Consider the following 25,574-nt stretch of genomic DNA (forward strand, 5'->3'; position numbering starts at 1 on the left):
TTTAATCAAACAAACAATTCCCCACGAGAATGTTAATTGGTTTGCACGCCAAATATTGTTTTAGCGAGTATTGGCCACCCACGAGTTCTAGTTATTCAACGAAAATTCTAATTTTGATTTTGTATCTTTTTTCATACGAATGGACTTTGTCTATTATAATAGGATAATTTATTCAAGGATTTCCTTACGGTTCCCAATGACAATCACAGTTACATCCACTTTGACAACGCATTCTTTTACAATCAATACATCTTTTTTGCCATTGAGATGGAACAGTATTCATGTTCTTATTGGCAATTCATTCTACTTAACCTCATCAAAATGAAACTCTTTAAGCAATAATGACGTAGTTTCAGTAACGTAGTGGTGTGAGTTTGCACATCTGTAAAGGAAGGACTGAATTAACTACTCAGCTACGTAAAAATTAATACATTTTTGAATTTCATTGTTTATAAGCAAGAAGCAACCCTAGGAATCATGTTAAAGAATCTATTTGCAAGACTGAAAATAAAACAAGAATCAGTAAACGATGTAAATGTTATCAGTATGTTATCTAATGAAAAACAAGTAGACAGATGCAAGTAATGGGAATTTTTAGAATATGTCAAGCCAACTCTACTGTGAAAAATGTCACAAACTCAAGTATCCTAGGTTTGCCAAACAAGCAAAATGTGAGTGCGTAATCAACTAACACCACATATTTTTATTGCTCCAAATATGGCACTACCCAATCTTTTAGGGCCATGTCAGTTCTATGATCTTGACAACGCACATGTGGACATGGAATCAACCTGAGACATTCGGCTTGTTCACATTTTCGGTAAAGGCCAGGAATGTTTGTTCCTTTAGGAGTAATGGACATCAGGAAATATGTTTTCGGATTGTCTTAGATACATTATTTGTTGGGTGATTTTTTTCATGTTCATGCACTTCGTTAAATGTATACGAAGTTCCAATCCAATGAAAATCACATTCAGGGCATTGATATTTCATTTATTTTTCTGTATCCTCTGATTTCTTTTTCTCAAATTCTTTGGAGATATTTACGTCTGCTACTGTTGTGGTTTTACAAGAACCAAATCTTAGTTTTTCAAGTATTTTTTTAAACATACTATTATTAAATTCACTATGGTATATACTGGCGTATTTGATAATTTTTATGCCTAGATTTCTATAGAAATTTTTTTTATCTATAAAGATAAATACACAGGTATATATGGAGTAAATCTATCTATATAGATATGACAAATCAAGAAAATAACCCAACAGTTGTTGTCGGTAACGATGACAAAAAAGAAGAGCCAAAAAAAGATGACTCTTCCAAATCTGACAAATAGATACATTTCCCCCTTTTCTAGGGATGATCATAATTTTACAAGTTAATTGACACTGTAATCAAATTACTATCTGATATACAAACTAGATGTTACTGCTTTCTTTGGTTTTTAGTAATACTATGTAACGAATTTACATTTTTTACATCTTAATTAACTAGAGCAACATAACATAACGTATGTCACTTACATCTGATTCCCTAATTGATATTTTGAGTGAGATTAAAAAGGAACTGACGAATCAAATTTCTTTGGCAAATAACAATGACAAAAAAATAGATACAAGAAAACTTTTACAACAATCAAAAATTTTGGATGATGCTATTCTAACATCTGAAATTACAGAAGAACACAAATCCATGTTACAAAAATTCTCATTGACTCTTCATGACAGTGAATCCATTAAGAGTCTTAGATATGAGAAACAAGATCTTCAAAGAGTTATTGATAATTTGAATGATGATGATGTGTTTTAACTTAGAATGTGAACTAAAAGAATGCGTTATCAAAAAGGATGTAATTGTGATTGCCATTGGAAACCATGACTAATTTTGACATACAAAACGATAACACAAGATACATGTCCTCATGATGCCAAAGTCAAACTGGTAGGATATCAAGATCTATACGAATGTAGCAGATGTCACAAATTCATTTCCACAGAGGCCTGAACATTTAGTGGGTAAAACATCGGTTCACAGACCAATTATCGTTTTGCAAGTATTGACCAAGTTAATCTTTGAGTGAGATTTATGGAATTAATCTAACACTCCAATATTTTAGAGAATTAAACCAATTAGAAAATACCCATGAGAGAATTTGAAATGGGTCATCACACCAACAGTTCGATGTCGTCTCAGAGTCTAGTTTTCATATTCAAACACACAACTTGCTCGTATAATTCCAGCACCACGACACACTTTAACTGTAAGAGGATCATCATCAATGATTCCAGTATCAATACACGGTGGTGTGATATCTTCTTGAATTGTTATCCCTCCAATATCACGACAGACTTCCCACAAACCTTCACAATCATGACGAGTATAATTCCACATTCCTCCATTTGACTCACACTTTTCTACAAAAATTTTGTCATCAAGCATTGCAGTAAAATTAAGTGGAGGTACACCAACATCAACTTCCTTGTATATTCGTGTAAGTTTAGAATTTTCAGGAGGCACATAGCCTGATCCTCCAGGATATACCGTCCAATCTTTGCGTGCATTTCCAAATACTATTTCTTCAAGAGAGGAACATTGAGTCAACACTCCATCATCAGAAGGAATGCAGTAAAAATTGTCAGAGTAATACACTAGGGAGTTCCTAGTTGATGGTTGCCAAAGTTTTTCGGATTTACCATACTCGGTAGTCCACGATTCCACATTCACATCAAAATCAACGGGCACACATTTTGTCCCATCCCAGTATTCTGTTAAGAAGCAATCCAGTTGTTCATCATCATTATTGAGAACATGATTTATGGGGGAATTCAATTGGTTCAATGTTGTTTGTTCTCCAGTTTGTGAGGTTGCCACATTATCATTTATGACAAACGAACCTTCAAAAAACGGATAATATCCTCCTCCCATAACAGCAGTTTCATCTTCATGATCCAAAATTACCAGGACTTTTTGCCCTGATTCATAATGAAAAACGGGTGTGCCAGATATTGAAACTCCTCTCAAGTCATCGATTGTCTTTGCCCAATATCCATAATATCGGATTTCCAATGTGTCTGAATTCTTGTTGTTTTTGAGCCAGTCATCCACTTTGATTTTTGCGGTGTCTACAATTGGGTGTTGATCAAATGGTCTCACATCAATCCAAGTGTTTTGTATGGTGCCAATTATAATTGCGTCAGATCTTTGAGCCATCTCTTCTAAAGACACTATCATACGTGAAGCATCACTGTGTGGAATAAATGCAAACAACGACAAAAGTCCAACAAATGCAACAATTATCAAAATTCTAGTTTTCATTTTCTAATCTAGTTTCTCTAATTGTGTAGAATCAAATAGCAGTATTTTTTCAGGTCGCTTTTTATTTTCTGGAATAAATTCTTGATGAACATCAGTGCAATCCACCTTACCTGTTGCAAGCCAAACCCGGAAAATTTTCTCCCTGTCCTGAACTGGTGCATCGCCCCACCTATCATAGACTGTAGGAGGGCCATGCCCTTCCACAACCGGGCTTAAACCATCTTCTGCATGATATGCAACGTGAAAAGGCTTGTAGGGAAACTTGGACATTTCCTTTTCAAGACACGAATAAATTAATTTGTCAATTTCGTCTTCAGTGCTTACTATGGACTTGATTTCTCTTGGAGGATGATAATGTAAATACATTTGATTTTGTTCTTTATCAAAAGTAGTTCTCATGAAATAATTAAAATCCAGACCATCAATTGTAAAAACAAATTCAATGTTTTGGCCAGAGGCTTTTGCAGGTGTGGTGTAAGGTCCGGAATTTGGTTTAGGTTCTACTACGACATCAGGTTCATCTGAAACAATCGTTAGGTCAAAATGTTTTTCAAAGTATTCAGGGGAAATTTTTTCCAGGATTTTTTCCTTTATCTTTTCGGTTAGTTTCTCAACGAGAACATGTGACTCGGACTTTGTGGTACAGTAGTAATATGAATCATCATCTAGGAATTTTTCAGAGCAATAGTCTTCATTTGCATCATAGTTATTGACGTTTTGATAGAAAAACTCATGATCAAAGAAAGTGGCAACTGCATCTCTTAGTTTTACAGAATGTTTTTGGGCAGGAGCCATATCAGAATCAACAAGATCATAAGCACCACGTTTTACATCTACATTTTTGAGAAACAACAATACCTCCTCTCCACGTTCAAAAGGAATGTTGAATCCGTTTCCACTATGAGTTGCTGTTTGTTCTAGAAACAATTGCTGGTCATCATATTTTCCTTGCTTTAGCCATTCATAGGAACCCAGCCAAACATGTCGCTCACCATTGAGTCGATTATCTTCACCGACAACCATCCCAGTAATTATCGCATCTGAATTCTCAACTAGTTTGACAAGGAATTCATGAGGCATTCCCCATTGGCGTTGAGACAAAGATGAAACAGTATCAGATTTTACGCAAGCAGGGAAACCGTCGTATTTCGTAACAAGGATTAAAGATTCTTTGCATTGTATTTCGTTAATTGGGATTCCTGACTTGAATTGTTTCAGAGGGGACAAAAGTGGATAGGAGAAAGGGCGGTTATCTGAACCATTGCACGTGTTTTGTTGTGTGGATTCAGGATAGTTTGCGCCAATAATTGTAATTGTTGATGCGTTTTTAGAGAAAGGAATTGTAAGAATTCTTAATCCTGCATCAGTTAATTCAGTAAAATGTGCTTCCTCTGAATTTTCCAGTACAAAAAAGACATCATCATTACCAGTTGTAAATTTGGAATCAATCAGGTATCTTGAGAGACCTATGGTTAGAATGCCAGAGTCACCAGTAGTCTGTACAGTCAAAACAAGTTCAGAGGAATTACAATTAATTTTGATTTTCTCAATTGTTCCATCTGAAATTGAGTATGGAATATCATGCACATAGTCTCCTACAACCAGTGAATATATACTGAATTCTGGATTGGAGTAATAATTCGTATAGGAAGGCTCTAACGCAAATGCAGTTCCAGAAAATCCCAGTACCCCAATCGCAAGTATTGTAAAAAGCCTAGTTTTCATTTTCTAATCCTCCAAGTTCATGAGATCCAAACAATTTTACAGATGCAATAGTTTGACCATAGTTTACAATTACTTTATTCCCATCAATTGATATCCGCTCATCATCTACATTATCTCCATTAATGTGAATCATAAATACACCATCAATCAGATCTGTGGGAATGGCAATTTCAACATAGTCAGTATGTCCATTCACTACAAAATATTCAACAGCATACTCTTCCTCATGAAACACCATGTCAAGATCATATGGAATGTCATCTGACGTGTCATAGTCAATCACAGAATTAAAAAAAGCGTTGATGTATGCAGATGAGACAATCAATGCAATTGGAATTGTGATGATTAGAATTTTGTATCTAGTTTTCATTTTCTCTATTCAACGACCTTAATTTTTTCAAAATCCGTTAAGATATACCCTGAATTGTAAATAACTGCATCACACCAATTCATGTCTCTTATTGTAGGAACAAATAGTCCAGTTATTTCCACTTGGTTGTTTTTTAACTCAATTGGAAGTCTTTCTGATTTAGAAATGCCAATGTTATCTGCACTTCCAATTCTCACTCCCAAATGTTTGTCACCTTTATCATCATACAATTGCTGACTGCTGATAAATTCTGCAACAAAATCATCACTTGTTGTAAACTTTGCATTATCACAACCAACCCCAGTACGTACCATTACATCAGCATCATGTTCACGCAATTCACCTTTAATGGCAATCACTTGGTTGTAGTACTGATCTGGATTCGCATGTATCTCATCAATGGATGCTTGTAATACCCCATCTCCTCGAAGTCCAGTTGGAATTATAGAATACAATACATAAATCTCATCTACAGTGATTATTTCCTCTCCTTTTTTTGATATGCTTCCAAACAGTTTGACGTATTTTCCATCAAGGTTGTCTCCATGATCAATTCCCTCCAGTTGTATCCCTGATGAGCCAGTGCTGATTTTTGATATTTCATTTGTAAAAAATCGGTATTCATGTGATTCTTTTTCGAGTCGTTGATCTATTATTACTCCTTCAAATTCTTGTGTAACTCCATATGTCAATTTTTCTTCTGATTCAGACTCGTCTTGAAGCTCAATTTTACTATTGTAAAAAACGATTGGTATGTCATCAGGGTATTGAGATATAATTTTCTCAATTTCTGAATTGAACTGCTCAGTTTCAACAATCACGATGATTTTCTTTGTTGCATGATCAAGGTTTACCGCATAAGCAGTCAAAGGGCTTTTTTGATGCAATTGGCTGACTTTGTTTCTAAGATCTTGCTCTGCTGCAACTAGCACTGCTTTTCTTTCAGGCTCTATGTAGTATTTGCTACCTGGTTTTGGAGATGTGTTAATGTCAGACGAGGTATCTGTAGAAAAGCCATAATAGACATTATACCAATCCAGTACAGAGTATGTGACAAACGGGATTGTTATTATCAAGATTACAGTGATTATCAAAAACCTAGTTTTCATTTTCTATAATTTCCATTTATCAAGCAAGATATCCCAATCATGTTCACATCAATTAGACAATCTAAAATCTATCTCAGTAAAGTACGCATAGTCTGCCTTGTCTTTTGGTTGCTCTAGTATACACAGACTAGTTTCAATGTTACTATCAATAGCAATCTCTGGAAGATGGACTAGAGTTGGGAATAACGATAAAAATTCCACATGATAATTTCCCTGAGCGTCTGGAAGAATGCCAAAATCTTTTTCGGTCATGTATACTGTGTCAATTTCAGGCAGTATGGGAATTGTTGGAGATATGCCATTTGTTATGTCAATTCGCCTATCATCGCAAATTGCAATATATGTAATTCCAATTGCAATGACTCCATAATTATCCCTGTCAATGACTGAATCATCCCATGCATCATTACCGTTCTCATCTACAAAAATCCATTCACCAGAGCCTCTAGGGAGGTTATCCCAAATGACTCCTCGGGTATCACCGTTTCTGTTTGCTATGGAGAAACGATCCCATACAGCTTCGCCGTTAACGTTGGTGTCCACATCAGTTATTGTAACAGGCAACAGATTACGTTTGTTAATTGGGTTTTCTATTGTTAGAATTGTAGGATATTCCACAGCGTCATTTTCAATGGCACTTTGGATTTCTGAATCTACAAACTTGTCTTCAAGGATATCCCATTTGTTATCAAGTATAGCTCTGTGAATGGTGTTGATGTTTTGCACTGACAAAGTGATTGTGTATTTGTAAATTCCATTTTCAGATATTTGTGCATCAGGATATAATTGCTTGTCAGATTCAAATGTTCCTAAAACACCAACATGTGGGGGAAGCGTATCTCGCTGTCCGTAATATTTTAGATCAAGGTTTTGTATATTACTTTGTGATGATGATTCTACAAAATGCTTGCTAGTCATAATTGCAAATGTTGTAAAAGAATTCTCATCAAGATAACCTCGTTTTTGCAATGGTAAGATATGTTCAGACAAAATGCATACAGGTTTGCCGTCAGATTTTTTTAGCATCAATACATGTCTGTTCTCAATATTTATCGTGCATTCTATGTTATTTTTTGAGACTCCGCTTACAAGTTGTTTTAGTGGAGGTTCTATGGTAGGTATTTTACCAAGACATTCTTTGTCAGTTTCAATTTTTGCCAAATCAATCAAATCACTAAATTTTTTTCCATCATCTGAGCTGTAATGGTACAAAATGCAATTAGATGTATAATCTGCATCAATAACAATGTGCACAAACCCATTGTCTACATCCATGATTGTATTGCTTGGCCTCATAGGATAGTCTTGTAAGATGTCAGTTATTTCTGAATAATTTCCGTTATTGTCTTTTATGTTAAAGTACAATGCATAGTTTTCATATGGATAATTTTTCACTCCAGGTGCAAAATAATATTGCTTTCCATCATCAACTAGCGTTATCACTCTGCCGTATTGTCTTACAAAACTGCTAGCGGGAATTTCCTCCATTTTGAAATCTTTACCTTTGTTGATGCTTGTGCCAACAAAAGTCAGGATTGTTTGATTTTCACCATCCCAATAGTCAGACTCCCACAATACATTCAGTGTTCCATCAATTACAAAAATTCCTAATCTCTCAGGATGATAGGTGTCAATAGAGTCTGGATCAGATGGTAGGTATTTTGATTTCTCAAATGTTTTGCCTCCGTCATGGCTTGCTGCAAAGCTAGAGTACCACCTAGTATCATTTGGTCTGTCTAGCCAAGTTACATAGACATCGTCTCCAGAAACTGCAATCTTTTGATTGGTGACTGACGTCTCTGCATTATTTACGCTTATTTTATCAGTGACAGTGCCGTCAGGTAGAATCTTGACGAGATACAAGTGACCTTTTTTGTCATAATCTTTTTCATCATCCATAAGAAGATAGATCACACCATCACTGGCAAAAGTTACAATGTCTTGGCGCACTTTGCCTTGATTTAGAATTTTGGATGGCTCTGAGAAAGAATTTCCAAAATCATCGCTAACTGAATAAAACGCATAACTGGTATTTTCCCCCCTAGTCCACATCGTGCCAAAAACATATAATTTTTCATTTAGAAATTCAACGTTACTTATATCATAATACACATCATCCGTAGTTAGAATTAATTTTGGTTTTGAGAATGTTTTGCCATCATCATTACTAGTCAACACATAAAATTGAGGTACAACATCTCCATTTCGTGTAAATAGTTCGTAAAAAACAAAGATGTTTTGCTCTTGTGAGAGGATCTGGGAGTTGCCAATAAATGATCCAGTCGTAATAATCTTAGGTTCCAATATTGTTTTGCCATCAACTAATTGCGTAAAGATAATTGTTGAATCACTATCTTGATTATATGATTCCCAGATTATGTTGGCTTTGTTATTTTGAATTGAAATCAATGGGTTTGAATAATGGGTTTCTTGTTTGTCTTCATGGGACCCAAATACAAAGTGACCTTGATCATAGTGACTTGTAATACCAATCATGCCAATTAGAAATAGAACGAAAAATATTTTCATGATATTACAGACAGAATGATAGGAAGCTCATAAAGTGTTCTAATCTTTTGGGAATAGATGATGTGAGGTAAACGGTCTGGGAATTAGCCTCAAACATATCTATTGTGATTTGAATATTCCAATTACAATAAAAGCAACACGAACGAATCGTTCATACAAATTCTCAGTATTCCCTAAATACCAAATTGACAAACACAATGCAGAAACTGTCACCAGACAACTAATCATTGTTGGTCTTAAGTTTCGATTTTGATTATCTTGTTTAATTCCTTTTAAAGGGATTTACAGTTTTAGTTTAACACCCTGTTCATTATTTTTAATAAAATATGTGCAAATCTGTCAAGATTTGAACCATTGGAATCTGTATGGCCTTATCATTAGAATACTTTATGAACACTACATCTGCTAGATTTATTAAATGAATTTCACAGTTTATCATATTCTATAATTGTGTATTTGCCAAAACAGTTACAATCTACAACAAGAATTCTAAACATAGTGGCAACCCCAAAAGATTGCAAGTTCTGTGGAAAAACAATTAGACCTGATGAATTGTTTTCATTGTACATAAAACACATCAACAAAAAGAAGGAAGAGTCTTGGTTTCATGAAGAATGTTATGCTGAACTGATGAAGGAGATGGGAGAAGATTCCCCATTTGACCGGTAACAAAATGCTATAACTGATTATACCACATATACTGTAATGAAGACAAAACGAAATTCAGAAATATTTGCATTTTCTAATTAAATCCAAAATGTTCTAATTATCTCAATGTCTTGAGTATTTTTTGAAAACCACACTGTAATTATTCTTGAGTCATCTGTTTTTTTCTCACCATACATATGCTCTAGTCCATCAATTAATAGAAAATACACATCATCAACTTCACTGTTTCCGATTTTTGCATCTATCAGATCACGTGGAATTGATATTACCAGATATCCGCCTACAGATTCACTTAATGAAACATGAACAGAGTTGGCATCAGCATCATGTACAATACTTTCTAGTGTTGCGCCCTTGAGGGAATACAAAACTTCAAAATCAGTGTTGTTTTTTGTAACAGAATACGCTATAGGGTTTGCAAGCTCAACTGTTTTGTCAGTGGTAGCCCAGCCACGCATTACCAGTTTTTCAACAGATTCCGGTTTGATACATTTTGGATATGCATGAGGCATCTTTCCAACCAGCTCAAGGCCATCTCTGCACTGTATATCTTGGAATCTTACTCCCATTTCATGTTGTTTTAAAGGAGATAAGATGGTTGGAATTCGATTTTTTTCAAGTTTAACACATAATTCTCCATAATATGGTTCACACCAATCCATAAACTCTTCAAATGTTTTTTCTTTCATGTCTGGAGGCAATATGATTGAATGCTCAAGAAGTTGGTTTGGATCATGTTCTGCAAATGCAACACCCACAAATCCAATCATTCCAATAATTATCAAAAATCTAGTTTTCATTTTTTCAGACATATTTTCTCCACAACCTGATTGCCAAATAAACTCCTAGTGCTATAAGCAATAACGGAATCCAATGAAAAATCAATACAAACAAAACAGACATGAAATCATAAGTAAGTGTATTTCCACCAAAAGTATCATGGATTGAAAAGGAGTAATAGTTTAGAAGATTTACAAAGCTTTCCGGTATGAATGTGGGCAATATAGGAATGCAAACTATGCCAATTTTCAGAAAAGTTTTAGTTTTCATTTTCTTTTTTTCCATCTAATTATTACAATAATAGAACCAACAATCATTCCTAAGACAACATAATAAAACAGATTATAATCAAATGGATTTAGTAATCCCAATCCCAAAAATCCAATTGGTTTAGTATCACACATCCCGTTGTTATAATGAACATTATCATGGACAAATACAGTGTATGTAATACCAATTTGATATCCAACATCACATGAACTATGCTTACTTGTGGTATACTCATCTGAAAAACTTAGTCCTAGATTTTCTAAGACAAATATGTTATCCTTGATATCTCCCTTGAATATTTGAGTAACATAAAAAGTGACTTTTTGTGGACCGCCACTATTGTCAATATCAGTAACAGTTCCAATAAACGCATATTCAGACTCTTGTAATGCTGCAAGAAAATCTGTAGGAGCAGAACAACTACAAGCATAAGAATTCTGTAAAAATAATGGCAAAATGAGAATCATCAGTATTGTAAATATCGATACTCTAGTCTTCATTTTCTCTTTCTCCTAATCACAAATATGCTACCAACCATACTGCCAACGATTGCGATAGTGAGTAAAACTACCACATAGACTAGTCCATAATCATAATCACGTATAGGCTCCAAATTTGGAGGAGGTAAATTTTCATAAAATGGCTCTCCCCATTTTACACCAGTATCACCATATTCGTTTTCAGAGATTACTAGACAAATTCCGTCTTGCAGTACAGTTCTAGGGCCACATTCTTCATAGACAGTTCTATCTTGTTCTGGTTCAGGAATCGGTTCAGGTGAAGGACCATCGTGCTCCCATCTTGCAGGAGATTCCTCATACAACAAAACAAAGGGTACATCACCTATCAGTTCTTGGACTTTGTTTCCAATGGTCAAATCAGGTGTCCATAAAACAAGAATGTCTCTTTTGTAATCTATTGCAATTGATGCAATTGGTAACTCAGTATGATCTAATCCATGACTATACAAGCCATCCATGGCAACATCTAGTTCTGTATCAGTTAGGTTTGATGGTTGTGCAGGGATTACAATCGAACCATCACCAAGTACATCTCTGTAAGATTCTCTCTCGTTTGCATCTTGGTATTGTCGTAAAGGTTTCTCATATTCTTCTGAATAATAATTTCCGTCCTCAGGTCCAGGTTCCCAAATGTAACCATCAGGAGGTGTAGTAATATTTGTGGTGCATTGGCTTGTCTGTCCGTTTATTACGTATACCTTGTAGGTTTTTCCAATTTTGTAATCCACGTCTGTTGACAAACTCATAATTGCGTCGTTTTCAAGAAACACCATTCCAGTATTTTCAAAAACATGTTTTGGTGTATTGACATCTCCTTTAACCACATCATGAATCAAGAACGTAACTTTTTGCGGTCCGTCATAGTTATCAAGACGTGTGACAGTCCCAGTAAATACCAATTCAGAGTCAGATTCTACTGAATCATAATTAACTTCTGCAGCACAAAGTGCAAATACTTGCTCATCCCATGATGGCTGTAAAAATACTGTAATTACAAAAAGTGCAATTATCAATATTCTAGTTTTCATTTAATCCCTCACAACCATGTGCTGTCTCAGTACCGATAAAATAATCAGAATACCCTTCATGATACACAATCTCGTAGTTGACAGATGAGGGAATCTGTGAAATTATCTTTTTTTCAGGGTCAGAACCTTCAAAGAACTTGTGCAAATCAAGAATTATTTTGTTGTCTTGTAGTCGAACATCACAAATATCATATTGAGTTTTTTCTATATTGAATTTAATTTCTTCAAACTGTAATTCAGATAACAGTGTTGGTTCTTTAGGACAAAATTGTGGACATCCTTTAGAGTTTGATGGGTCATATTCAGGATCTAAATCAATTGGAGGATCCTCTGTCTCTTTGTAACATACTGAGTAAAAATTGTAATGAATCATATCTAGTTGTTTTATTGGATCTGTGTAATACACAGCAAAGAATATTTGATTTGCAACAAAATCATCAGGAATTGGAAAATAAGGGCAAAAGACTTTTGATATTACTGCAAACTGAGGAGTGTCGGTATTTGCATACACATAGTCAATTGTTATAATTGATGAGACAGGAATTCCAATAATTAATAAAATAATTATTGTGATTTTGTATCTAGTATTCATTTTCTATTTCTCCAAAATGTAACAACTCCAACAAGGGTAATGAAAAAGCCCATGATTCCACCAAACAAAAATGCATGACGATACATGACAAAAACAAAATTAATGCCTTCAATTGGTCGCATGACAGGTGGATCTACAGGAGGAAGTAAAAATAATGACAAATACAAAGTCACAAACAGTCCTTGAACCATTAACGCTATGCCAGAAATTATCAAAAATTTGCTTTTCATGATTTTGCCTTGAATTATCAGTATTGTTATTATCAAAGAAGGAATTATCACTAAAAAGAAAACAAATTCAATGTGTACATTAACAGTACTACCAAATGTTGTTTCTTCCATTCCTTCTGCAGTGCCAGTCCATGCACCAATACCGTCTCCAGTATCCCATACATGTGGACTTGCTAATGTACCAGTCAAAATTGCAAGAATTATCAACAAAGCAGAATATGCCAAAATCATAGTAATTACAGATATTATCAAAGACTTGTTAGAGGTTTGAAAGATCATCTTTTTTTGAATCATAAAAGATGCAAATCCTGCAACCACACCAACAGTAATTGCAGACATTGGACCCAGAGTTTGACTAAACGGAAGTATCAAAGATGTTGCCGTAATGATACTCAAAGGGATCCCTGCAACTCGGATATTTTTTGATGCCCATGAGAACAAAATCCAAGATGTGAGGGAAAAAACAACAGTCAATGTCATAACCACAACACTGCTAACTGTCAAACCATCCATCATCACTTCGTTATTTATACCAAAATCCAGTCCCCTAATCCAAGGAATCAGTACAAGAAACACTGCAATAATTATCAAAAGTCTAGTTTTCATTTTCTCCAAATCTCATAATTTTCAGTATGTTTGTATTGCAATCCATCAAATGTCCAAAAGTATGAAAAACGCTTTGCCCATCCCTTTTGTTCAATTTTGTCTGCAGTGTCAGAAGTAACGCAAAAAGGAGAGCCAACATACAAGCGATACATTGGCTCCATTCCTAACGGACATGCAATCAGGTCATACACTGCAGGAGAAATTTCTTTATCCATTTCAAAATACTGGAATGCTCTTTGTTCTTTTAATGGCGGTATCTTTACGTCTCCAGGATAAATATCGGGGACATAATCTTCCAGATTCCACTCCCAAATAGAGCCTTGAATTTTTTCGACCAAGTACACATCAGATACTTTGCAATTTGTTCCAAAAGAAAACTCGTCATAATGTTTCAGATAAAGAAGCAGTTTTTCTCCTATTTCTGGCGTAAACTTGTATCCATATGACATTGGTTCTGCATAATGCCTGTCAGAGATTATTTCCATACCGATTATTCGTATGATGTCACCTGCATCGTGGTTTTTGTAGATTTTTTCTACTTCAAACTCATAAAGAAATGGAGTTTTGGCAGTACTGTTGTTTAGAAAATCTACGATTCCTTGGTTTGGTTGCGCGTACTGTAATCCAAGTCCACATGGGTTTGAAGGGTTGTTTTTGTCATATCCAATCATGGCATCTGTACTGCTGTGTTTCTGTATTGGGATTCCCAATACGATAATGTCTGATCTAAATGCCATCTCAGCTGAGATTGGCGAGGCTATGGGAGAGCCACATGGATAACCCATTAAACATCTGGCATCGGCATCTGAAACAAGATATGAAGCTATCATAAAAACAACAATTAGAAAAATTGTAAAATATTTCATATCTAATGAAACATTATTGTGTCATTGAAAAGTGCTTCTGATGTTTTGTGTTTAGATTTTCGCTTAGTTTTCCATATTAGACATTACGGCATCAAAGAACCTGTCTTCCTTTGCTAAAATTATATACAAATATCCCTACACCTACAAATGTAACAATCATGAATATTATTGGTATATGGATTTGTGGATGTTCATAGTACTGATATCCAAACGGAACTGTTTGGGATAGACTTATTCCATCATAATACAAAACAATCAATCCAATTGTCATTATCACCACACCTATCTTTCCAAGATGACTGCGAGGTTTTTCAGACAAGTTTGCAGATTCGTTGTCTTTCATGAGTAAAAAATAATCTGGTTATTCATAAGGTCTTCTAATATTTTGTTAACTCCAAAGTTTTCATAAATAAAGTCAAGAATGCCTCTCTAAAAATCAAGGCATTACTTTCTTTTTTTCCAAAAATAATAGACAATACCAAGTGCAATAATACACCCAATGCCAAGCGGAATTAACTCATATGCAATATTTGTAAATACAATCGGTTTGACAATTGGATCTCCTTCAACGACTACCGTTTGACCCAAACCATAATGTGGCCCTATCTGGGATATGTTAAACTGGGAATGTATGTGATACGTTCCAGGTTCAAGTGCTTTTACAGTTATAGAGTATTTCACAAAAGAGTTGCCGGCAACGTCAAAAACTGTTTTGGGAGGATCTCTTGCCATTATTTCCCATCTGCTGGAATTGCCATGGGATTCAGAGAAAATAGAAATCCATCCTTTGAGATCCTTATCCACATTACTTTTTATGATACCTGTAACAGTCAAAGTTTCACCAGTCTGCATGCGATGTTTATCAAATGTTTCATCTTCAATTCTAACAAAACTAGTAGCAGGATACATAATGTCATGTGCATCTGCACTTGGAATTACAACAAACACGCTAGATAACAGGAAAAAAATACCAAAAGAAAGTATAATGATTTGTAATGATACAAACTTCATGTATTATTCCACCAATACTACATTGCATGGAGGACTCAAGTCCATTATCTCATCTGAAATATCTGAGCGGAAATGTTTTGTTAACCCCTTCTTCTTGATGCATCCCATGACCATCATGTCAACGTCATTTTGGTATGCAAAATCTACAAAGGCCTTTGCAGGTGACAGATGCAGATCCATTATTTTTACATCCAAGTTTACATCGCTTAGAATTGCCTGTTTTTGCAACCCTGTTAATATTCCATCAAATTTATGCAAATCACATTCCCTAGATAATATGTCAGCTGCCATCATCATGTCAATTCCAAGTCCTGCACGATAGTCAATCACCTTGACTACAGTTATCCTTGCGTTGTTTTGTTTTGCGATGGTTACTGCCTCATCAAATGCCCTAAAAAACACGTCAGAAGGACGAAATGGAACCATTATGTGTTTTGGGTATATTTTCATATCACCACTCCAGAAAAATTCCTGCAACAATTGGAATAATTATAAAAAAATTGAGTTTTCATTTTACTTTCCAAATATCCATGAAATCAAATTGTCAATGTATACAAAAATTCCAAAAAATGAGGCATCATCTCCCACTACATCTGTTTTTTCCATTCCTATAATTTGGCAAACACCGTCAACTAGTTCTGTTCCAGTACCGCACATTGACGCATCATCGTTATTCTCAGGAATGAATCTTTTCCAACTGCAACTATGTACATCATATATCAAATCAGCATGGTTTGCAGGCAAGTAATATTTGCATTCAGTTGGGATATAGTGAGATGCAGCATAGTCAATTAGATAGCTATAGGAAGACTCTAAGTCATCAGAAATGTGTACATAAAATACAAGCTTGTCACCAATTTTGTACAAATTTGGAGTGTAAGACATCCCATGAGGCTTTTCAAGATATTCACCATGTGCAGAGATGACCTTATTCTCAAAGGAGTTTTTTATAAAATCGTGAACCTTTAGGGAATATACTACCTTGCCAGGCGTCTCGCTGTAATGGTTTTTGTCATGAGTCTGAATGGATTCAGATAGCACTTTTGCAGATAAAACCTCTCCATAGAAAACATAGTCTGCTCGCTCATAAGATCTCTCATGATCTAACTCAGGTACGGCAAAAACAGTTCCAACAAATCCAACTAAAACAAAAAAAACTACAAGATACTTCATAATGTATGAAAATCAACCCCAGTCATTGAAAAGTGCTTCTAATATTTTGTTCAAATCCAAATAGATTTGGTCAGTGGATTGTTGAGGGTTTAAATGGATTTTGTAAATTTTTTTCTGTTTTTGTTATTTCTGTAATACTAAATGAATCTCTAGTTAGTTGTGCAAGATAAATGTAGACGATGTTACTTTTTCATCAGTGTCATAATTGGATTTCATATGTTCCTGTTGGCCAATTCTTTTTTGTTTGCCATTTAGTTAACATGGAAGAAATTGGATTAGAAATCTGTGAGTTTTGTGGATATATTCGTCATGACGATCTAGTAAGTGTACATAGATCGCATCAAGCTCTTTAAGAAATGAGAATCAGAGTTAAAATCTATGGTGGTTTGTCATAAAAGATTAGAACACTTTATGAATCCCATACAAATCGACTAATGTGTGAAATATCATAAAATTGCGGTTGGTCTTATTGGAATAATTGCAGTATTTGGATTTGTTGTACCTTTTGTCACTGTTGCTCACTGTGATTCCATTCAAGTTTTTGATGACAGTTGTTTTAGATTTGGCGGTTCACCAACAGATTTTATCCGACTTGCAGGCGCTGAGATTTATTATGATTACTTGATTTATCACATGAATCAACATTTGGTGGAAAACCCAAACGTTGATGACGAGGTTTTTAGCATATCTGGAGACATCCCAAAAGAGTTTCCAAACAGCATTGTCTTGAAATACGATGATACGCTCATCCACCTTCAACCCGAACCAAGAACAGTGATGATTGATCTTGTGCACAATTCAACTGTGTCTGTTTTCAACGAATCAAATTTGAGCTATAATATTTTGTCAAGGAGTTTTGGGAATACCCAGCTGTTTGGAACAGTTGAACCAGATGGCTTCTGGATTGGTAATTTCACCAACGTTGGAGTGTATACATATCAATTAGATCCAATAAGCGAATATGATACCAGAGCAACATCATTTCGGGTACTTGTAATTGATGAGCCTGTTGAAAACATGCCAAAATCAATCAGACATAACATTGCATGCCAACTTTTTGAAATTGACCATACAAAATACCCATACTCTACTGGAAGGAGTTGTGGAGGTTCTCACAGCGAATCAATATCCATTGATTTTCACAAGTCGTTAAGAGGGGCAAGTTCTGAATTCAAGCAAGAATTCCTAGATAAAATATCCGAGAATGCCGGATTTTTAAAACCAGAAATTACCTTTGACTATGATGGTAACCAGCGTTACTGGAGTATTCCCTTCCCATTGTTGATAACGGAGGTCATCATTACACGATGATAGACGAATACCACACAAACAGCCAGATATTTCTTCTTGCAATCTACACAGTCATCCCATCTGTTTTGGCAGGTGTGTTTCTGTACAAACTAAAGAAGACGAATACTGACAGGCGATTCATAATTGCAGGATTGGCAGGAATTGCAGTATCATCCCTGATGTTTTTTGGATCTTCAGTTGTCTTGATTTCTGATGTCTGCTGTGAGATAGACATGGATAATTTGAGTAAGACATTTTTTCAAACATTGAGGTTTTTATCTACTCCGTTTGCCTTTGTTTCTACATGTTTTTTCTATAGGGGGTTGTCTGAAAAATTTAATCGAAAATACATTGCAGAGACATCCATTTTGATGGTATTAGTATGGATGATGCTCTTTTTCATATAGACATAGATAAATTCAACAGTTCAAACCTGTTAAGATTTGCACCTGTATTATAATTTCCTTCAAAATTTGATCAGACGGGAATAACTTCAAAAACATAGTTCTTGGAGTGAATCCCGACTCTCTACCCGTCTGATCTGAAAGCCAGGATGTACAAAAGAAGAATCAACTTGCATTTAGCATTTTTTACAATTCTTTTCAAAAATTATTTTGGATAATGTATATGTGATGTTTGTCGATATTTTTGAAAATATTGATTTTTACGATATTCATACTATAAGAGTATTACTTCAATACAAATTGAATCAATATTTAATAATCTCATATTTTATGAGAATGATAATAACATGAATAACAAAAAAACAATGAAAACAATGTTGTTTGCATCTTTGATTGCTGCAATGATTCTTCCTTTTTCAGGAATGAATTTTGCACAAGCAGAGAAAGCACCTGATTTCACAGACTATGTATCTCAATATGCTGAAGTCGATAAAAAAATTCGTGAAAATGTAAAATCAATTGGTAACGACAAAAAACAATTGAAAGATAATTCCAACCTATCAAGTTTGGATGTTGAAACAATTGAAAAACGAATTAAAGATAAAGAAGAAGCAAATGTTGATTTGTGGAAAGAACTCGACAGAATTCAACAATTAAGCATTGAGTCTTACATCTTAGATGAAAAAACACAAGCAATCTATGACAATGATTTGGAAAAGTTAACAAATAATTTCCTAGACGAATACGGAATTTATGATATTTCTCCAAGTACTAAATATAGAAAAATGTTGGTGTTTGTAGATCCAAGTATTTTTGAAGATAGTAGTTTTAATGGAGACAGAAATGCACTTGCAAATGAATTGAAGAAAACAACCAAAATAAATGTTGAAATCATTTTCGAAAAACTGACTTTAACACACTCAACTTCTTGTACAGATGAAAATTCTGCATGTCATAATCCGGGAAAAGGTGGCATTTCAGTATCTCACCAAAGTTCAACAGGTGTAGGTAATACTTTGGGATTCAAAGCATTACATCCAACATTTGGAAGCGGATTTGTGATTACTGAGCACGAAGTTCCTAATGGTACTGAGCAAGTAGTTCAACCATTAAGTACTGGAGGAGTTATTGGTCAAGCTAAAGTTGCACCAAGTGGAACCTGTGATTGTGCATTCATACAATTTACAGGAGGTCATTACATGAATGATGAAATTTGGGCACCTGATTTTGGAACAATCTATCCAGTTGAGACTAGAAACATTGCAGCAACTCCTGCAGGAACTATAGTTGCAATTGATGGAGTTGGCGGTGTTGGCTTTTATGGAGCCGTAGATTATGAAAATGACCATAGTGGAAAATTTGCAGGAACTGCCTCTCCTGGCGATAGCGGTTCAGCAGTATTCAAACCACTCGTTAATGGAAATGCAGACATTTATGGAATTGCAAAAGGAACAACCGGCGGTTATACATTCTATGAACCTTATGATCATATTAAAGATCAATTAGGTTTAACATGGTAACCTTTTTCTTTTTTTTTAAAATAATAAATAATAAAATCTGGATATAGTATTATGAAAAAAATAAAACTTGTTATAATTTTTTCATTAGTTATATTAATGGGAGCGTTAATCCAATTCAATTTAAGCTTAGAGGCAAATGCTCAAATCAAAAAATACGATGGTCATTCTCATTCATTAAAAGAATTACTTCAAGAAAGAAAAATTGGAGATGCTTTTGAATGTCCAAACCCTTTGCACACATTAGTTTTGAGACCTAATTCTAATTGGGCTTGTGTTTATCCTGAAACTGCTAGTAAATTAAAGTGGGATGTAGTATTATATACAAAATCAGATTCACCAATAATCATTAAATCTATTTTTTATGACAATTCTTATCATTCCATTTCTTATCAAACAAGTGAAAATGTTGTAAATTCTGTTAAATTTGATAATACGGAGCAATATAATAACAAAGGTTACAAATTAGAAATTACAATTACGCCATATGATAATGGAGAAATAAACATTGTAATCCCTTCCCTTGAATCTGATATATTTCCTGAAAATTATTGTTTTGAATTTAATAAAACTCTTAATTCTCATTTTTATTTTTTCTTAGTTGATGGACAAGAAGCTTTAGTAAAAATATTGGACACATCTTCAAAATCTATGAATGTGCAATTTCCTTATGCTCAGGATGCAAAATTAATTGAAATTATCCTTGCTTGTCACATATAATCCAAAATCTACAAGGAAAACTCGCAGAGTTGTGAAGTGGAAAGGGATTTACAATAAAAAAACATAGTGAAATGGAAAAAACAATTTCTCAAGCTTTAAAATTCCCAGGTCCTGTAATTGTTGATGTGTATGTAGATCCATATGAACCACCAATACCTCCTGAAATACATTTGAATTATTTGCAAAACATTACCAAATCTATTGCTAAAGGGCAACCACATGGTGCAAAAATTGCAATGTCCATGATTAGTAACAAAGTTAGAGAAACAATAACAAAAAAATAATTCTTTTTGGTTATGCTATAGTATTTGTATTCTTAATATCAAGTATCAGCAATATCTTTTAAAGATAGTTTTTAAAAACAATTTTTTTATAACTAAAAAGAATCTGGAATTATTTTTCCTACCGCTGATGGCGATCCTGATCTGCGACACATGTTTTATGGGGAAAGTCCAATGTTTCTGGATTGGTGTATTGATTATTTTGAGTACTATTGGAAAAAATCAAAAAAAATAACAGACTCTATAAACGATAAATTAAATTAACCTTCACATAATTATTCAGTTTGAATACAAATTGTTATGGTTTTATGTTTAAAAATACTTTTGAATAAATCCGGTTAATCCAATTACTAATACATATGTTGGATAGTATATTTCCAAGAATTTTCAGATCATGTATTATCAGTTTTTTGTATAGTTTTTTTAGCATATGATGTTCAAAGTAGATATTCTTAAGCTGTAATTATTAATCTAAGCTCTTTTTATGATTGATGTTAATCTAGTTTATCAATCTAATGATACATAGATGAATATTTACGATAAGAGACAAATCAAATGTTCTATTTGTGGGAAATTTATTGGTGAAATAGATGTTGATGCAAAAATAATTTTTCCATTGTGTAAAATTTGTAAAAAAAGAGAAAAAAATACAATCAAAAAAGGCATAAGCAAAATCCTTGTACCTATAGATGAAACAAAAAAATCTATCAAAGCATTAGATGCTGCAATATATTTTGGAAAACATTTAGGTGCATCAATAACTCTTCTGAATGTAATTCCTGTAGCGTATATGACTACAATGTCATTTCAAAAAATGTTAAAAGAAATGACACATGAGGGAGCAAAAAACATTGAAAAAGCAAAAGCATATTGTCAGAAAAAAAATACACTACCAAAATACAAAATTGTAAGAGGAGATGAGCCTGTAGAAATTGTAAAATTTGCAAAAAAACATGATTTTGATCTAATTGTTATGGGTTCTTCAGGCAAGGGAGTTTTGAAAGAAATTGCATTTGGAAGTGTTTCAAACTATGTGATGAATAACACAAAAATCCCAGTTGTAACCCCAAGTTGAATGGTTAAAGCAGGAAAAATACATTCCATTAGATTTTTAGATTCAAATCTATAGAGACTTGAACCTTTTTGAGGGACAAAGTTTGGTTCACAGACCAAATACCTTTTTCATAGATTGATTGTTCAAATATTTTAGAAAAATTATACAATTCTAATTTTCCTTATAAACAAAAGTAGGGAGTGTTTAACCGATTTGACAAAACCCGGTGAGAGCATTACAATTTTGGGGCATAGGCAAGCCATCTCATTTGATCTTTTCTAAAATTATGGTGAAAATTTTCTCAAAGCAAGAATTATTCAACGCAAAAAAAGATTATCTGTAAATGTCAAATGTACCACTAATTCAAGAATTCTACGAGTTATTCAAAAATAAAGACAAAAAATATCTTGATTTTTGTCATGATGAAATAGAATGGATAACCATGGATAAAATGCCCAATGGCGGCACATTTCATGGAATCAAAGAAATTTTTGAGGAATATTTTCCAAAGATGCTTTCAAATTTTAAAGAATTTCATGCAATTCCTGAACAATTTCTTGATTTCAAAGATCATGTGATGGTAATAGGCAGATATCAAGGTATCTCAAAATCGGATAAGCAATTTGATGTGCAGTTTTCACATGTCTATCTAGTTCAATATGGCAAAATAATTCAATTTAGACAATTTACAGATACTAAAATTATTCAAGAATCTTTGAATTAATTTAAGAAAATTTTATGAATACTTTCTTTTGTAATGTGAAGTTTGTAGATTCCATCATTTTTCAAAACAAAGATTCTATCATGCATCAAAAACAACTCTATCATATCTGTAAGATCTGATTTCATAAAATCTTCTGCTTTATATGGACAAAACATCAATCCTGGCAGTCGTGCGTCATCATATGTTCTTTCAAGCTCCATTGCATGAGAAAATGAATTGTTTGCAATATCTGTAATTATGAAATCTACACAACACAATGGTTTTTTCTCTGATGATTTTGCAATATTTTGAATTACTTTGCCACAGTATTTTGAACCATCAACTCCATGAGGTTTGTATGGTTTTACAGTTCCATTAAACCAATCAAGTTTTGATAGGACTTTTTCTGTATGGTGTTTTGGTGGCACTGCAAATGATTTGAACCATTCTGTGCTGCTAGTCATTCTATCCAAGGATTTTAGAAAATTATTCATTGATTTCTCATCTGAATAAATCAGCAAATCATGAACATGTGGTGTTGGTGATTTTTTATCTAGCCATTGTTCTACTGCATCTTTGACTATGCTGTTAATTGAAACACCCATGGTTTCTGCTTTTTTTCCTAGTTCTGAATGAACCGAATCATCAAACCCTCGAATTAGAATATCTTTTCCCAATGATATCATTTCTGACTGTAACTATATAAATTATGATATCATGATAGCATTAAAAGTAATACTAATATGATGATATCATGATACCATTAGTATGAAAACCAAACAAATTCAAAAAGAGTTAGTCAATGGTGTTGATGTTCCAAAATTGACACAAATCATTGATGAATTAACTCAAAACCCTAACTTGGCTCAATTCCATTTTTGTGCAAAGAATAACTGGGTCAATGGAGGTGAAAACCAAACAACTGTAAACGAGTTTTACGGTGGCAGTGTAAAACATGTTAGAAGCAAACCTTTTGTCTTTACAAAAGACGAGCCAACCGTTTTGCTTGGACATGACCAAGGTGCAAATCCGGTAGAATATGCATTAACTGCGCTTGCAGGGTGTGTCACTACCACATTGGTATATTATGCATCCGCGATGAATGTCAAAATCAACAAAGTAGAGTCTATTTTGGAAGGAGATATTGACTTGAGAGGCCTGCTAAACATTGATGAGAACATCAAAGCAGGTTACAAGAGCATTGATATCAAGTTCAAGATTGATTCAGATGCATCTCCCGAGACATTACATAAACTCATGGAGATTGCAAAAAAACACTCCCCAGTAGCAAATACCATAACAAATGCTACTCCAATCAATGTAAGCTTGGCGTAATGCCAACTTTTTTCTTTATTTTCAACTATTGGAAGCCCCGTAGTAGGATCACATATGGAATTTCAGTGTACTACTTTATTCATAAATCTAAAAGATCTTAGTTACTGATAATTCTTTTTCCAAATAAGTGACATATATTTCTCATAAGATCAAATGGCTATCCCTTGTCCATACCCCAGCATTACAATTTTTTAATGAAAAATTTTTTGATAGTTCTAAAAATAAGAAAAAAGGGTTATTTTGCAAGTACCATAGAGTAGCTTACAGTGAAGGGATCAGAATTCATCGTATGGAGTGCTAATGCATTTCCAGTGAACTGAACAGAACCTGCTGCCTTTGATGGAACCAATATCAGTGCATAATGAGTTTCGCCATCTGGAGTCCATGAAGGCATTCCAGCTAGTTCACCTTTAGACATTGGGCCTAACAGGGTAACAATTTGAACTGGCTCTGATGCATCATATGTTAAATGACCAGAGTATGCTTTGTCTCTTGGAGCCAACAGTACTGCTAGTTGATGTGACTCATGACCAATACCTGGATCTTGTGAAGAAGTTGTTGTTCCTCTGAATACCTTTTCACCATCAACTACACGTTCAGTGTATGTTACTGAGTATGTAACGGTAAATGGTTCAGGATTCTTGGTATGAACTGCAATTGCATTTCCTGAGAATTGCCAAACACCTGCAGAAGTTTCTTTATCTACAAATGTTAGACCGAATTTTGTTTTACCATCAGGTGACCAAATTGCTTGTCCTTTATCCATTCCTTTCTTCAATGGTCCATGTAATGCAACAAGCTGAACATTTTCAGATGCGGCATATGTTAAATGACCGCGATAAACTTTGTCACTAGGTGGCAAAATTATTGCAAGTTGATGATTCTCATGACCTTGACCAGGATCTTGTACAGAAGTTAATACTCCAGACATAGTCTTTGGTACTTTCATGGAATGAGCTTCTTTTGCTTTTTCCATAGTTTCTGCTTTCATATCCTTCTTTGGTGCGTCTTTGGCTTTTTCTGCTGACTCTGCTTTCTTTTCAGATTTTACTGCCTCTTTCTTCTTTTTCTCAACAGGTTTCTCTTCTTTAGGAATTTCAGAACACAGTCTGTCACCACATACTTTTTTGGAGCCAATCTCTGTGAGTGAAGTTCCTTTTGATTTCACTGCTTCAGCAAATTGTACAAATCCTGCTGGACCTGCAATAACTCCTGTAAGTAATACGGCAACTGTGAAAAATGCCATAATTGTTGTTTTTGTCATTAAGTACTAGCAATTTTTCATTAGTAATAAATATGATCAGAAGATTAATCTAAATTGTTTTTTTTTTGAGTACGAAATCCTGTTCCAACTAGGAAGCATTATGACAGGAAATCGTCCTCAAGTTATAATTTCATTATTTGGAGATAAGTGGCATACAAGTTGATTTAATTTTAAATGAAATCAACTGGTTGTTTGTAAAACAATTTTTATC

General features: G+C 34.2%; 29 protein-coding genes. 10 read left to right on the plus strand and 19 right to left on the minus strand.

The window, feature by feature from the left end:
- Positions 1-703 precede the first annotated feature (703 nt).
- A complete protein-coding gene (locus tag NPIRD3C_RS10515) occupies positions 704-862 on the minus strand; it encodes a hypothetical protein (protein ID WP_160272918.1) in 159 nt (52 codons plus the stop codon).
- A 651-nt stretch (positions 863-1,513) separates the two neighbouring features.
- Between NPIRD3C_RS10515 and NPIRD3C_RS08925 the strand changes: the two genes are divergently transcribed.
- Positions 1,514-1,810: a hypothetical protein gene (locus tag NPIRD3C_RS08925; protein ID WP_148703805.1), complete on the plus strand. Its 297-nt coding sequence runs from the start codon at positions 1,514-1,516 to the stop codon at positions 1,808-1,810.
- A 387-nt stretch (positions 1,811-2,197) separates the two neighbouring features.
- On the opposite strand, the gene NPIRD3C_RS08930 is transcribed toward NPIRD3C_RS08925, so the two are convergent.
- From NPIRD3C_RS08930 to NPIRD3C_RS08950, 5 genes are read right to left on the minus strand one after another with little or no spacing between them, the layout of a single operon-like run.
- Positions 2,198-3,316, minus strand: a complete 1,119-nt coding sequence (locus NPIRD3C_RS08930; RefSeq protein ID WP_148703806.1) for a hypothetical protein — start codon at positions 3,314-3,316, stop codon at positions 2,198-2,200.
- Positions 3,317-3,319: 3 nt separating this feature from the next.
- Entirely contained in the window at positions 3,320-5,041 is a 1,722-nt protein-coding gene (locus NPIRD3C_RS08935; protein WP_148703807.1) for a hypothetical protein, read from the minus strand.
- The gene (locus NPIRD3C_RS08940) at positions 5,031-5,411 is read right to left on the minus strand and encodes a hypothetical protein (protein WP_148703808.1); all 381 of its coding nucleotides are present in this window, start codon (positions 5,409-5,411) and stop codon (positions 5,031-5,033) included. Before NPIRD3C_RS08940 ends, NPIRD3C_RS08935 begins: the two co-directional genes overlap by 11 nt.
- A gap of 5 nt (positions 5,412-5,416) precedes the next feature.
- A complete protein-coding gene (locus tag NPIRD3C_RS08945) occupies positions 5,417-6,520 on the minus strand; it encodes a hypothetical protein (RefSeq protein WP_148703809.1) in 1,104 nt (367 codons plus the stop codon).
- A gap of 48 nt (positions 6,521-6,568) precedes the next feature.
- Positions 6,569-9,049 carry a sialidase family protein gene (locus NPIRD3C_RS08950; RefSeq protein ID WP_148703810.1) on the minus strand — a complete coding sequence of 827 codons (2,481 nt, stop codon included), beginning with the start codon at positions 9,047-9,049 and terminating at the stop codon, positions 6,569-6,571.
- 456 nt (positions 9,050-9,505) lie between these two features.
- Here NPIRD3C_RS08950 and NPIRD3C_RS08955 point away from each other — a divergent pair, with 456 nt between their 5' ends.
- Positions 9,506-9,718: a hypothetical protein gene (locus NPIRD3C_RS08955; protein ID WP_148703811.1), complete on the plus strand. Its 213-nt coding sequence runs from the start codon at positions 9,506-9,508 to the stop codon at positions 9,716-9,718.
- 77 nt (positions 9,719-9,795) lie between these two features.
- On the opposite strand, the gene NPIRD3C_RS08960 is transcribed toward NPIRD3C_RS08955, so the two are convergent.
- The 11 genes from NPIRD3C_RS08960 to NPIRD3C_RS09010 form a co-directional block, all read right to left on the minus strand.
- Positions 9,796-10,530 (minus strand): hypothetical protein, encoded by a 735-nt coding sequence (locus NPIRD3C_RS08960; protein ID WP_148703812.1) that lies wholly within the window; start codon positions 10,528-10,530, stop codon positions 9,796-9,798.
- Positions 10,523-10,768, minus strand: coding sequence for a hypothetical protein (locus tag NPIRD3C_RS08965; protein ID WP_148703813.1), 246 nt, complete (start codon positions 10,766-10,768; stop codon positions 10,523-10,525). The genes NPIRD3C_RS08960 and NPIRD3C_RS08965 overlap by 8 nt, the downstream gene beginning before the upstream one ends.
- Positions 10,765-11,268, minus strand: a complete 504-nt coding sequence (locus NPIRD3C_RS08970; RefSeq protein ID WP_148703814.1) for a hypothetical protein — start codon at positions 11,266-11,268, stop codon at positions 10,765-10,767. Before NPIRD3C_RS08970 ends, NPIRD3C_RS08965 begins: the two co-directional genes overlap by 4 nt.
- The gene (locus NPIRD3C_RS08975; RefSeq protein ID WP_148703815.1) at positions 11,265-12,317 is read right to left on the minus strand and encodes a hypothetical protein; all 1,053 of its coding nucleotides are present in this window, start codon (positions 12,315-12,317) and stop codon (positions 11,265-11,267) included. The genes NPIRD3C_RS08970 and NPIRD3C_RS08975 overlap by 4 nt, the downstream gene beginning before the upstream one ends.
- Complete coding sequence (locus tag NPIRD3C_RS08980) at positions 12,307-12,909, minus strand: hypothetical protein (protein ID WP_148703816.1); 603 nt, start codon at positions 12,907-12,909, stop codon at positions 12,307-12,309. Before NPIRD3C_RS08980 ends, NPIRD3C_RS08975 begins: the two co-directional genes overlap by 11 nt.
- Entirely contained in the window at positions 12,906-13,745 is an 840-nt protein-coding gene (locus NPIRD3C_RS10905; RefSeq protein WP_237087656.1) for a hypothetical protein, read from the minus strand. The genes NPIRD3C_RS08980 and NPIRD3C_RS10905 overlap by 4 nt, the downstream gene beginning before the upstream one ends.
- Positions 13,742-14,611 carry a hypothetical protein gene (locus NPIRD3C_RS08990; RefSeq protein ID WP_148703817.1) on the minus strand — a complete coding sequence of 290 codons (870 nt, stop codon included), beginning with the start codon at positions 14,609-14,611 and terminating at the stop codon, positions 13,742-13,744. Before NPIRD3C_RS08990 ends, NPIRD3C_RS10905 begins: the two co-directional genes overlap by 4 nt.
- A gap of 91 nt (positions 14,612-14,702) precedes the next feature.
- Positions 14,703-14,954 carry a hypothetical protein gene (locus tag NPIRD3C_RS08995; protein WP_148703818.1) on the minus strand — a complete coding sequence of 84 codons (252 nt, stop codon included), beginning with the start codon at positions 14,952-14,954 and terminating at the stop codon, positions 14,703-14,705.
- A gap of 101 nt (positions 14,955-15,055) precedes the next feature.
- Entirely contained in the window at positions 15,056-15,622 is a 567-nt protein-coding gene (locus NPIRD3C_RS09000; RefSeq protein WP_148703819.1) for a methane monooxygenase/ammonia monooxygenase subunit B, read from the minus strand.
- Between the two features lie 3 nt (positions 15,623-15,625).
- Positions 15,626-16,072, minus strand: a complete 447-nt coding sequence (locus NPIRD3C_RS09005; protein WP_148703820.1) for a universal stress protein — start codon at positions 16,070-16,072, stop codon at positions 15,626-15,628.
- Positions 16,073-16,135: 63 nt separating this feature from the next.
- Positions 16,136-16,795 (minus strand): hypothetical protein, encoded by a 660-nt coding sequence (locus NPIRD3C_RS09010; RefSeq protein ID WP_148703821.1) that lies wholly within the window; start codon positions 16,793-16,795, stop codon positions 16,136-16,138.
- 438 nt (positions 16,796-17,233) lie between these two features.
- On the opposite strand from NPIRD3C_RS09010, the gene NPIRD3C_RS09015 reads away from it, so the two are divergent.
- The 7 genes from NPIRD3C_RS09015 (at position 17,234) to NPIRD3C_RS09050 (ending at position 22,785) form a co-directional block, all read left to right on the plus strand.
- On the plus strand, positions 17,234-18,106 hold the full coding sequence (locus tag NPIRD3C_RS09015; protein WP_148703822.1) for a hypothetical protein: 873 nt from the start codon (positions 17,234-17,236) through the stop codon (positions 18,104-18,106).
- Entirely contained in the window at positions 18,103-18,492 is a 390-nt protein-coding gene (locus NPIRD3C_RS09020) for a hypothetical protein (protein ID WP_148703823.1), read from the plus strand. The genes NPIRD3C_RS09015 and NPIRD3C_RS09020 overlap by 4 nt, the downstream gene beginning before the upstream one ends.
- A gap of 344 nt (positions 18,493-18,836) precedes the next feature.
- Complete coding sequence (locus tag NPIRD3C_RS09025) at positions 18,837-20,009, plus strand: hypothetical protein (RefSeq protein ID WP_148703824.1); 1,173 nt, start codon at positions 18,837-18,839, stop codon at positions 20,007-20,009.
- A gap of 51 nt (positions 20,010-20,060) precedes the next feature.
- Positions 20,061-20,726, plus strand: a complete 666-nt coding sequence (locus tag NPIRD3C_RS09030) for a hypothetical protein (protein ID WP_148703825.1) — start codon at positions 20,061-20,063, stop codon at positions 20,724-20,726.
- Between the two features lie 71 nt (positions 20,727-20,797).
- Positions 20,798-21,010 (plus strand): hypothetical protein, encoded by a 213-nt coding sequence (locus NPIRD3C_RS09035; RefSeq protein ID WP_148703826.1) that lies wholly within the window; start codon positions 20,798-20,800, stop codon positions 21,008-21,010.
- 523 nt (positions 21,011-21,533) lie between these two features.
- Positions 21,534-22,082, plus strand: coding sequence for a universal stress protein (locus NPIRD3C_RS09045; RefSeq protein ID WP_148703827.1), 549 nt, complete (start codon positions 21,534-21,536; stop codon positions 22,080-22,082).
- A 322-nt stretch (positions 22,083-22,404) separates the two neighbouring features.
- Positions 22,405-22,785, plus strand: coding sequence for a nuclear transport factor 2 family protein (locus NPIRD3C_RS09050; protein ID WP_148703828.1), 381 nt, complete (start codon positions 22,405-22,407; stop codon positions 22,783-22,785).
- On the opposite strand, the gene NPIRD3C_RS09055 is transcribed toward NPIRD3C_RS09050, so the two are convergent.
- A complete protein-coding gene (locus NPIRD3C_RS09055; protein ID WP_148703829.1) occupies positions 22,782-23,441 on the minus strand; it encodes a hypothetical protein in 660 nt (219 codons plus the stop codon). The genes NPIRD3C_RS09050 and NPIRD3C_RS09055 overlap by 4 nt on opposite strands.
- 91 nt (positions 23,442-23,532) lie before the next feature.
- Here NPIRD3C_RS09055 and NPIRD3C_RS09060 point away from each other — a divergent pair, with 91 nt between their 5' ends.
- Positions 23,533-24,099, plus strand: coding sequence for an OsmC family protein (locus NPIRD3C_RS09060; protein ID WP_148703830.1), 567 nt, complete (start codon positions 23,533-23,535; stop codon positions 24,097-24,099).
- A 235-nt stretch (positions 24,100-24,334) separates the two neighbouring features.
- Here NPIRD3C_RS09060 and NPIRD3C_RS09065 read toward each other — a convergent pair whose 3' ends face one another.
- Positions 24,335-25,363: a hypothetical protein gene (locus NPIRD3C_RS09065; protein ID WP_148703831.1), complete on the minus strand. Its 1,029-nt coding sequence runs from the start codon at positions 25,361-25,363 to the stop codon at positions 24,335-24,337.
- Positions 25,364-25,574 lie beyond the last annotated feature (211 nt).

Origin of the sequence: Nitrosopumilus piranensis, from assembly GCF_000875775.1 — an archaeon.
Classification (GTDB): Archaea; Thermoproteota; Nitrososphaeria; order Nitrososphaerales; family Nitrosopumilaceae; genus Nitrosopumilus; species Nitrosopumilus piranensis.

Excerpts from the sequence above, each read along its gene's own strand:
- NPIRD3C_RS10515 (WP_160272918.1), bottom strand. The coding sequence starts at position 862 with ATGTCCATTACTCCTAAAGGAACAAACATTCCTGGCCTTTACCGAAAA.
- NPIRD3C_RS08925 (WP_148703805.1), top strand. The coding sequence starts at position 1,514 with ATGTCACTTACATCTGATTCCCTAATTGATATTTTGAGTGAGATTAAA.
- NPIRD3C_RS08930 (WP_148703806.1), bottom strand. The coding sequence starts at position 3,316 with ATGAAAACTAGAATTTTGATAATTGTTGCATTTGTTGGACTTTTGTCG.
- NPIRD3C_RS08935 (WP_148703807.1), bottom strand. The coding sequence starts at position 5,041 with ATGAAAACTAGGCTTTTTACAATACTTGCGATTGGGGTACTGGGATTT.
- NPIRD3C_RS08940 (WP_148703808.1), bottom strand. The coding sequence starts at position 5,411 with ATGAAAACTAGATACAAAATTCTAATCATCACAATTCCAATTGCATTG.
- NPIRD3C_RS08945 (WP_148703809.1), bottom strand. The coding sequence starts at position 6,520 with ATGAAAACTAGGTTTTTGATAATCACTGTAATCTTGATAATAACAATC.
- NPIRD3C_RS08950 (WP_148703810.1), bottom strand. The coding sequence starts at position 9,049 with ATGAAAATATTTTTCGTTCTATTTCTAATTGGCATGATTGGTATTACA.
- NPIRD3C_RS08960 (WP_148703812.1), bottom strand. The coding sequence starts at position 10,530 with ATGTCTGAAAAAATGAAAACTAGATTTTTGATAATTATTGGAATGATT.
- NPIRD3C_RS08965 (WP_148703813.1), bottom strand. The coding sequence starts at position 10,768 with ATGAAAACTAAAACTTTTCTGAAAATTGGCATAGTTTGCATTCCTATA.
- NPIRD3C_RS08970 (WP_148703814.1), bottom strand. The coding sequence starts at position 11,268 with ATGAAGACTAGAGTATCGATATTTACAATACTGATGATTCTCATTTTG.
- NPIRD3C_RS08975 (WP_148703815.1), bottom strand. The coding sequence starts at position 12,317 with ATGAAAACTAGAATATTGATAATTGCACTTTTTGTAATTACAGTATTT.
- NPIRD3C_RS08980 (WP_148703816.1), bottom strand. The coding sequence starts at position 12,909 with ATGAATACTAGATACAAAATCACAATAATTATTTTATTAATTATTGGA.
- NPIRD3C_RS10905 (WP_237087656.1), bottom strand. The coding sequence starts at position 13,745 with ATGAAAACTAGACTTTTGATAATTATTGCAGTGTTTCTTGTACTGATT.
- NPIRD3C_RS08990 (WP_148703817.1), bottom strand. The coding sequence starts at position 14,611 with ATGAAATATTTTACAATTTTTCTAATTGTTGTTTTTATGATAGCTTCA.
- NPIRD3C_RS08995 (WP_148703818.1), bottom strand. The coding sequence starts at position 14,954 with ATGAAAGACAACGAATCTGCAAACTTGTCTGAAAAACCTCGCAGTCAT.
- NPIRD3C_RS09000 (WP_148703819.1), bottom strand. The coding sequence starts at position 15,622 with ATGAAGTTTGTATCATTACAAATCATTATACTTTCTTTTGGTATTTTT.
- NPIRD3C_RS09005 (WP_148703820.1), bottom strand. The coding sequence starts at position 16,072 with ATGAAAATATACCCAAAACACATAATGGTTCCATTTCGTCCTTCTGAC.
- NPIRD3C_RS09010 (WP_148703821.1), bottom strand. The coding sequence starts at position 16,795 with ATGAAGTATCTTGTAGTTTTTTTTGTTTTAGTTGGATTTGTTGGAACT.
- NPIRD3C_RS09020 (WP_148703823.1), top strand. The coding sequence starts at position 18,103 with ATGATAGACGAATACCACACAAACAGCCAGATATTTCTTCTTGCAATC.
- NPIRD3C_RS09025 (WP_148703824.1), top strand. The coding sequence starts at position 18,837 with ATGAATAACAAAAAAACAATGAAAACAATGTTGTTTGCATCTTTGATT.
- NPIRD3C_RS09030 (WP_148703825.1), top strand. The coding sequence starts at position 20,061 with ATGAAAAAAATAAAACTTGTTATAATTTTTTCATTAGTTATATTAATG.
- NPIRD3C_RS09035 (WP_148703826.1), top strand. The coding sequence starts at position 20,798 with ATGGAAAAAACAATTTCTCAAGCTTTAAAATTCCCAGGTCCTGTAATT.
- NPIRD3C_RS09045 (WP_148703827.1), top strand. The coding sequence starts at position 21,534 with ATGAATATTTACGATAAGAGACAAATCAAATGTTCTATTTGTGGGAAA.
- NPIRD3C_RS09050 (WP_148703828.1), top strand. The coding sequence starts at position 22,405 with ATGTCAAATGTACCACTAATTCAAGAATTCTACGAGTTATTCAAAAAT.
- NPIRD3C_RS09060 (WP_148703830.1), top strand. The coding sequence starts at position 23,533 with ATGAAAACCAAACAAATTCAAAAAGAGTTAGTCAATGGTGTTGATGTT.
- NPIRD3C_RS09065 (WP_148703831.1), bottom strand. The coding sequence starts at position 25,363 with ATGACAAAAACAACAATTATGGCATTTTTCACAGTTGCCGTATTACTT.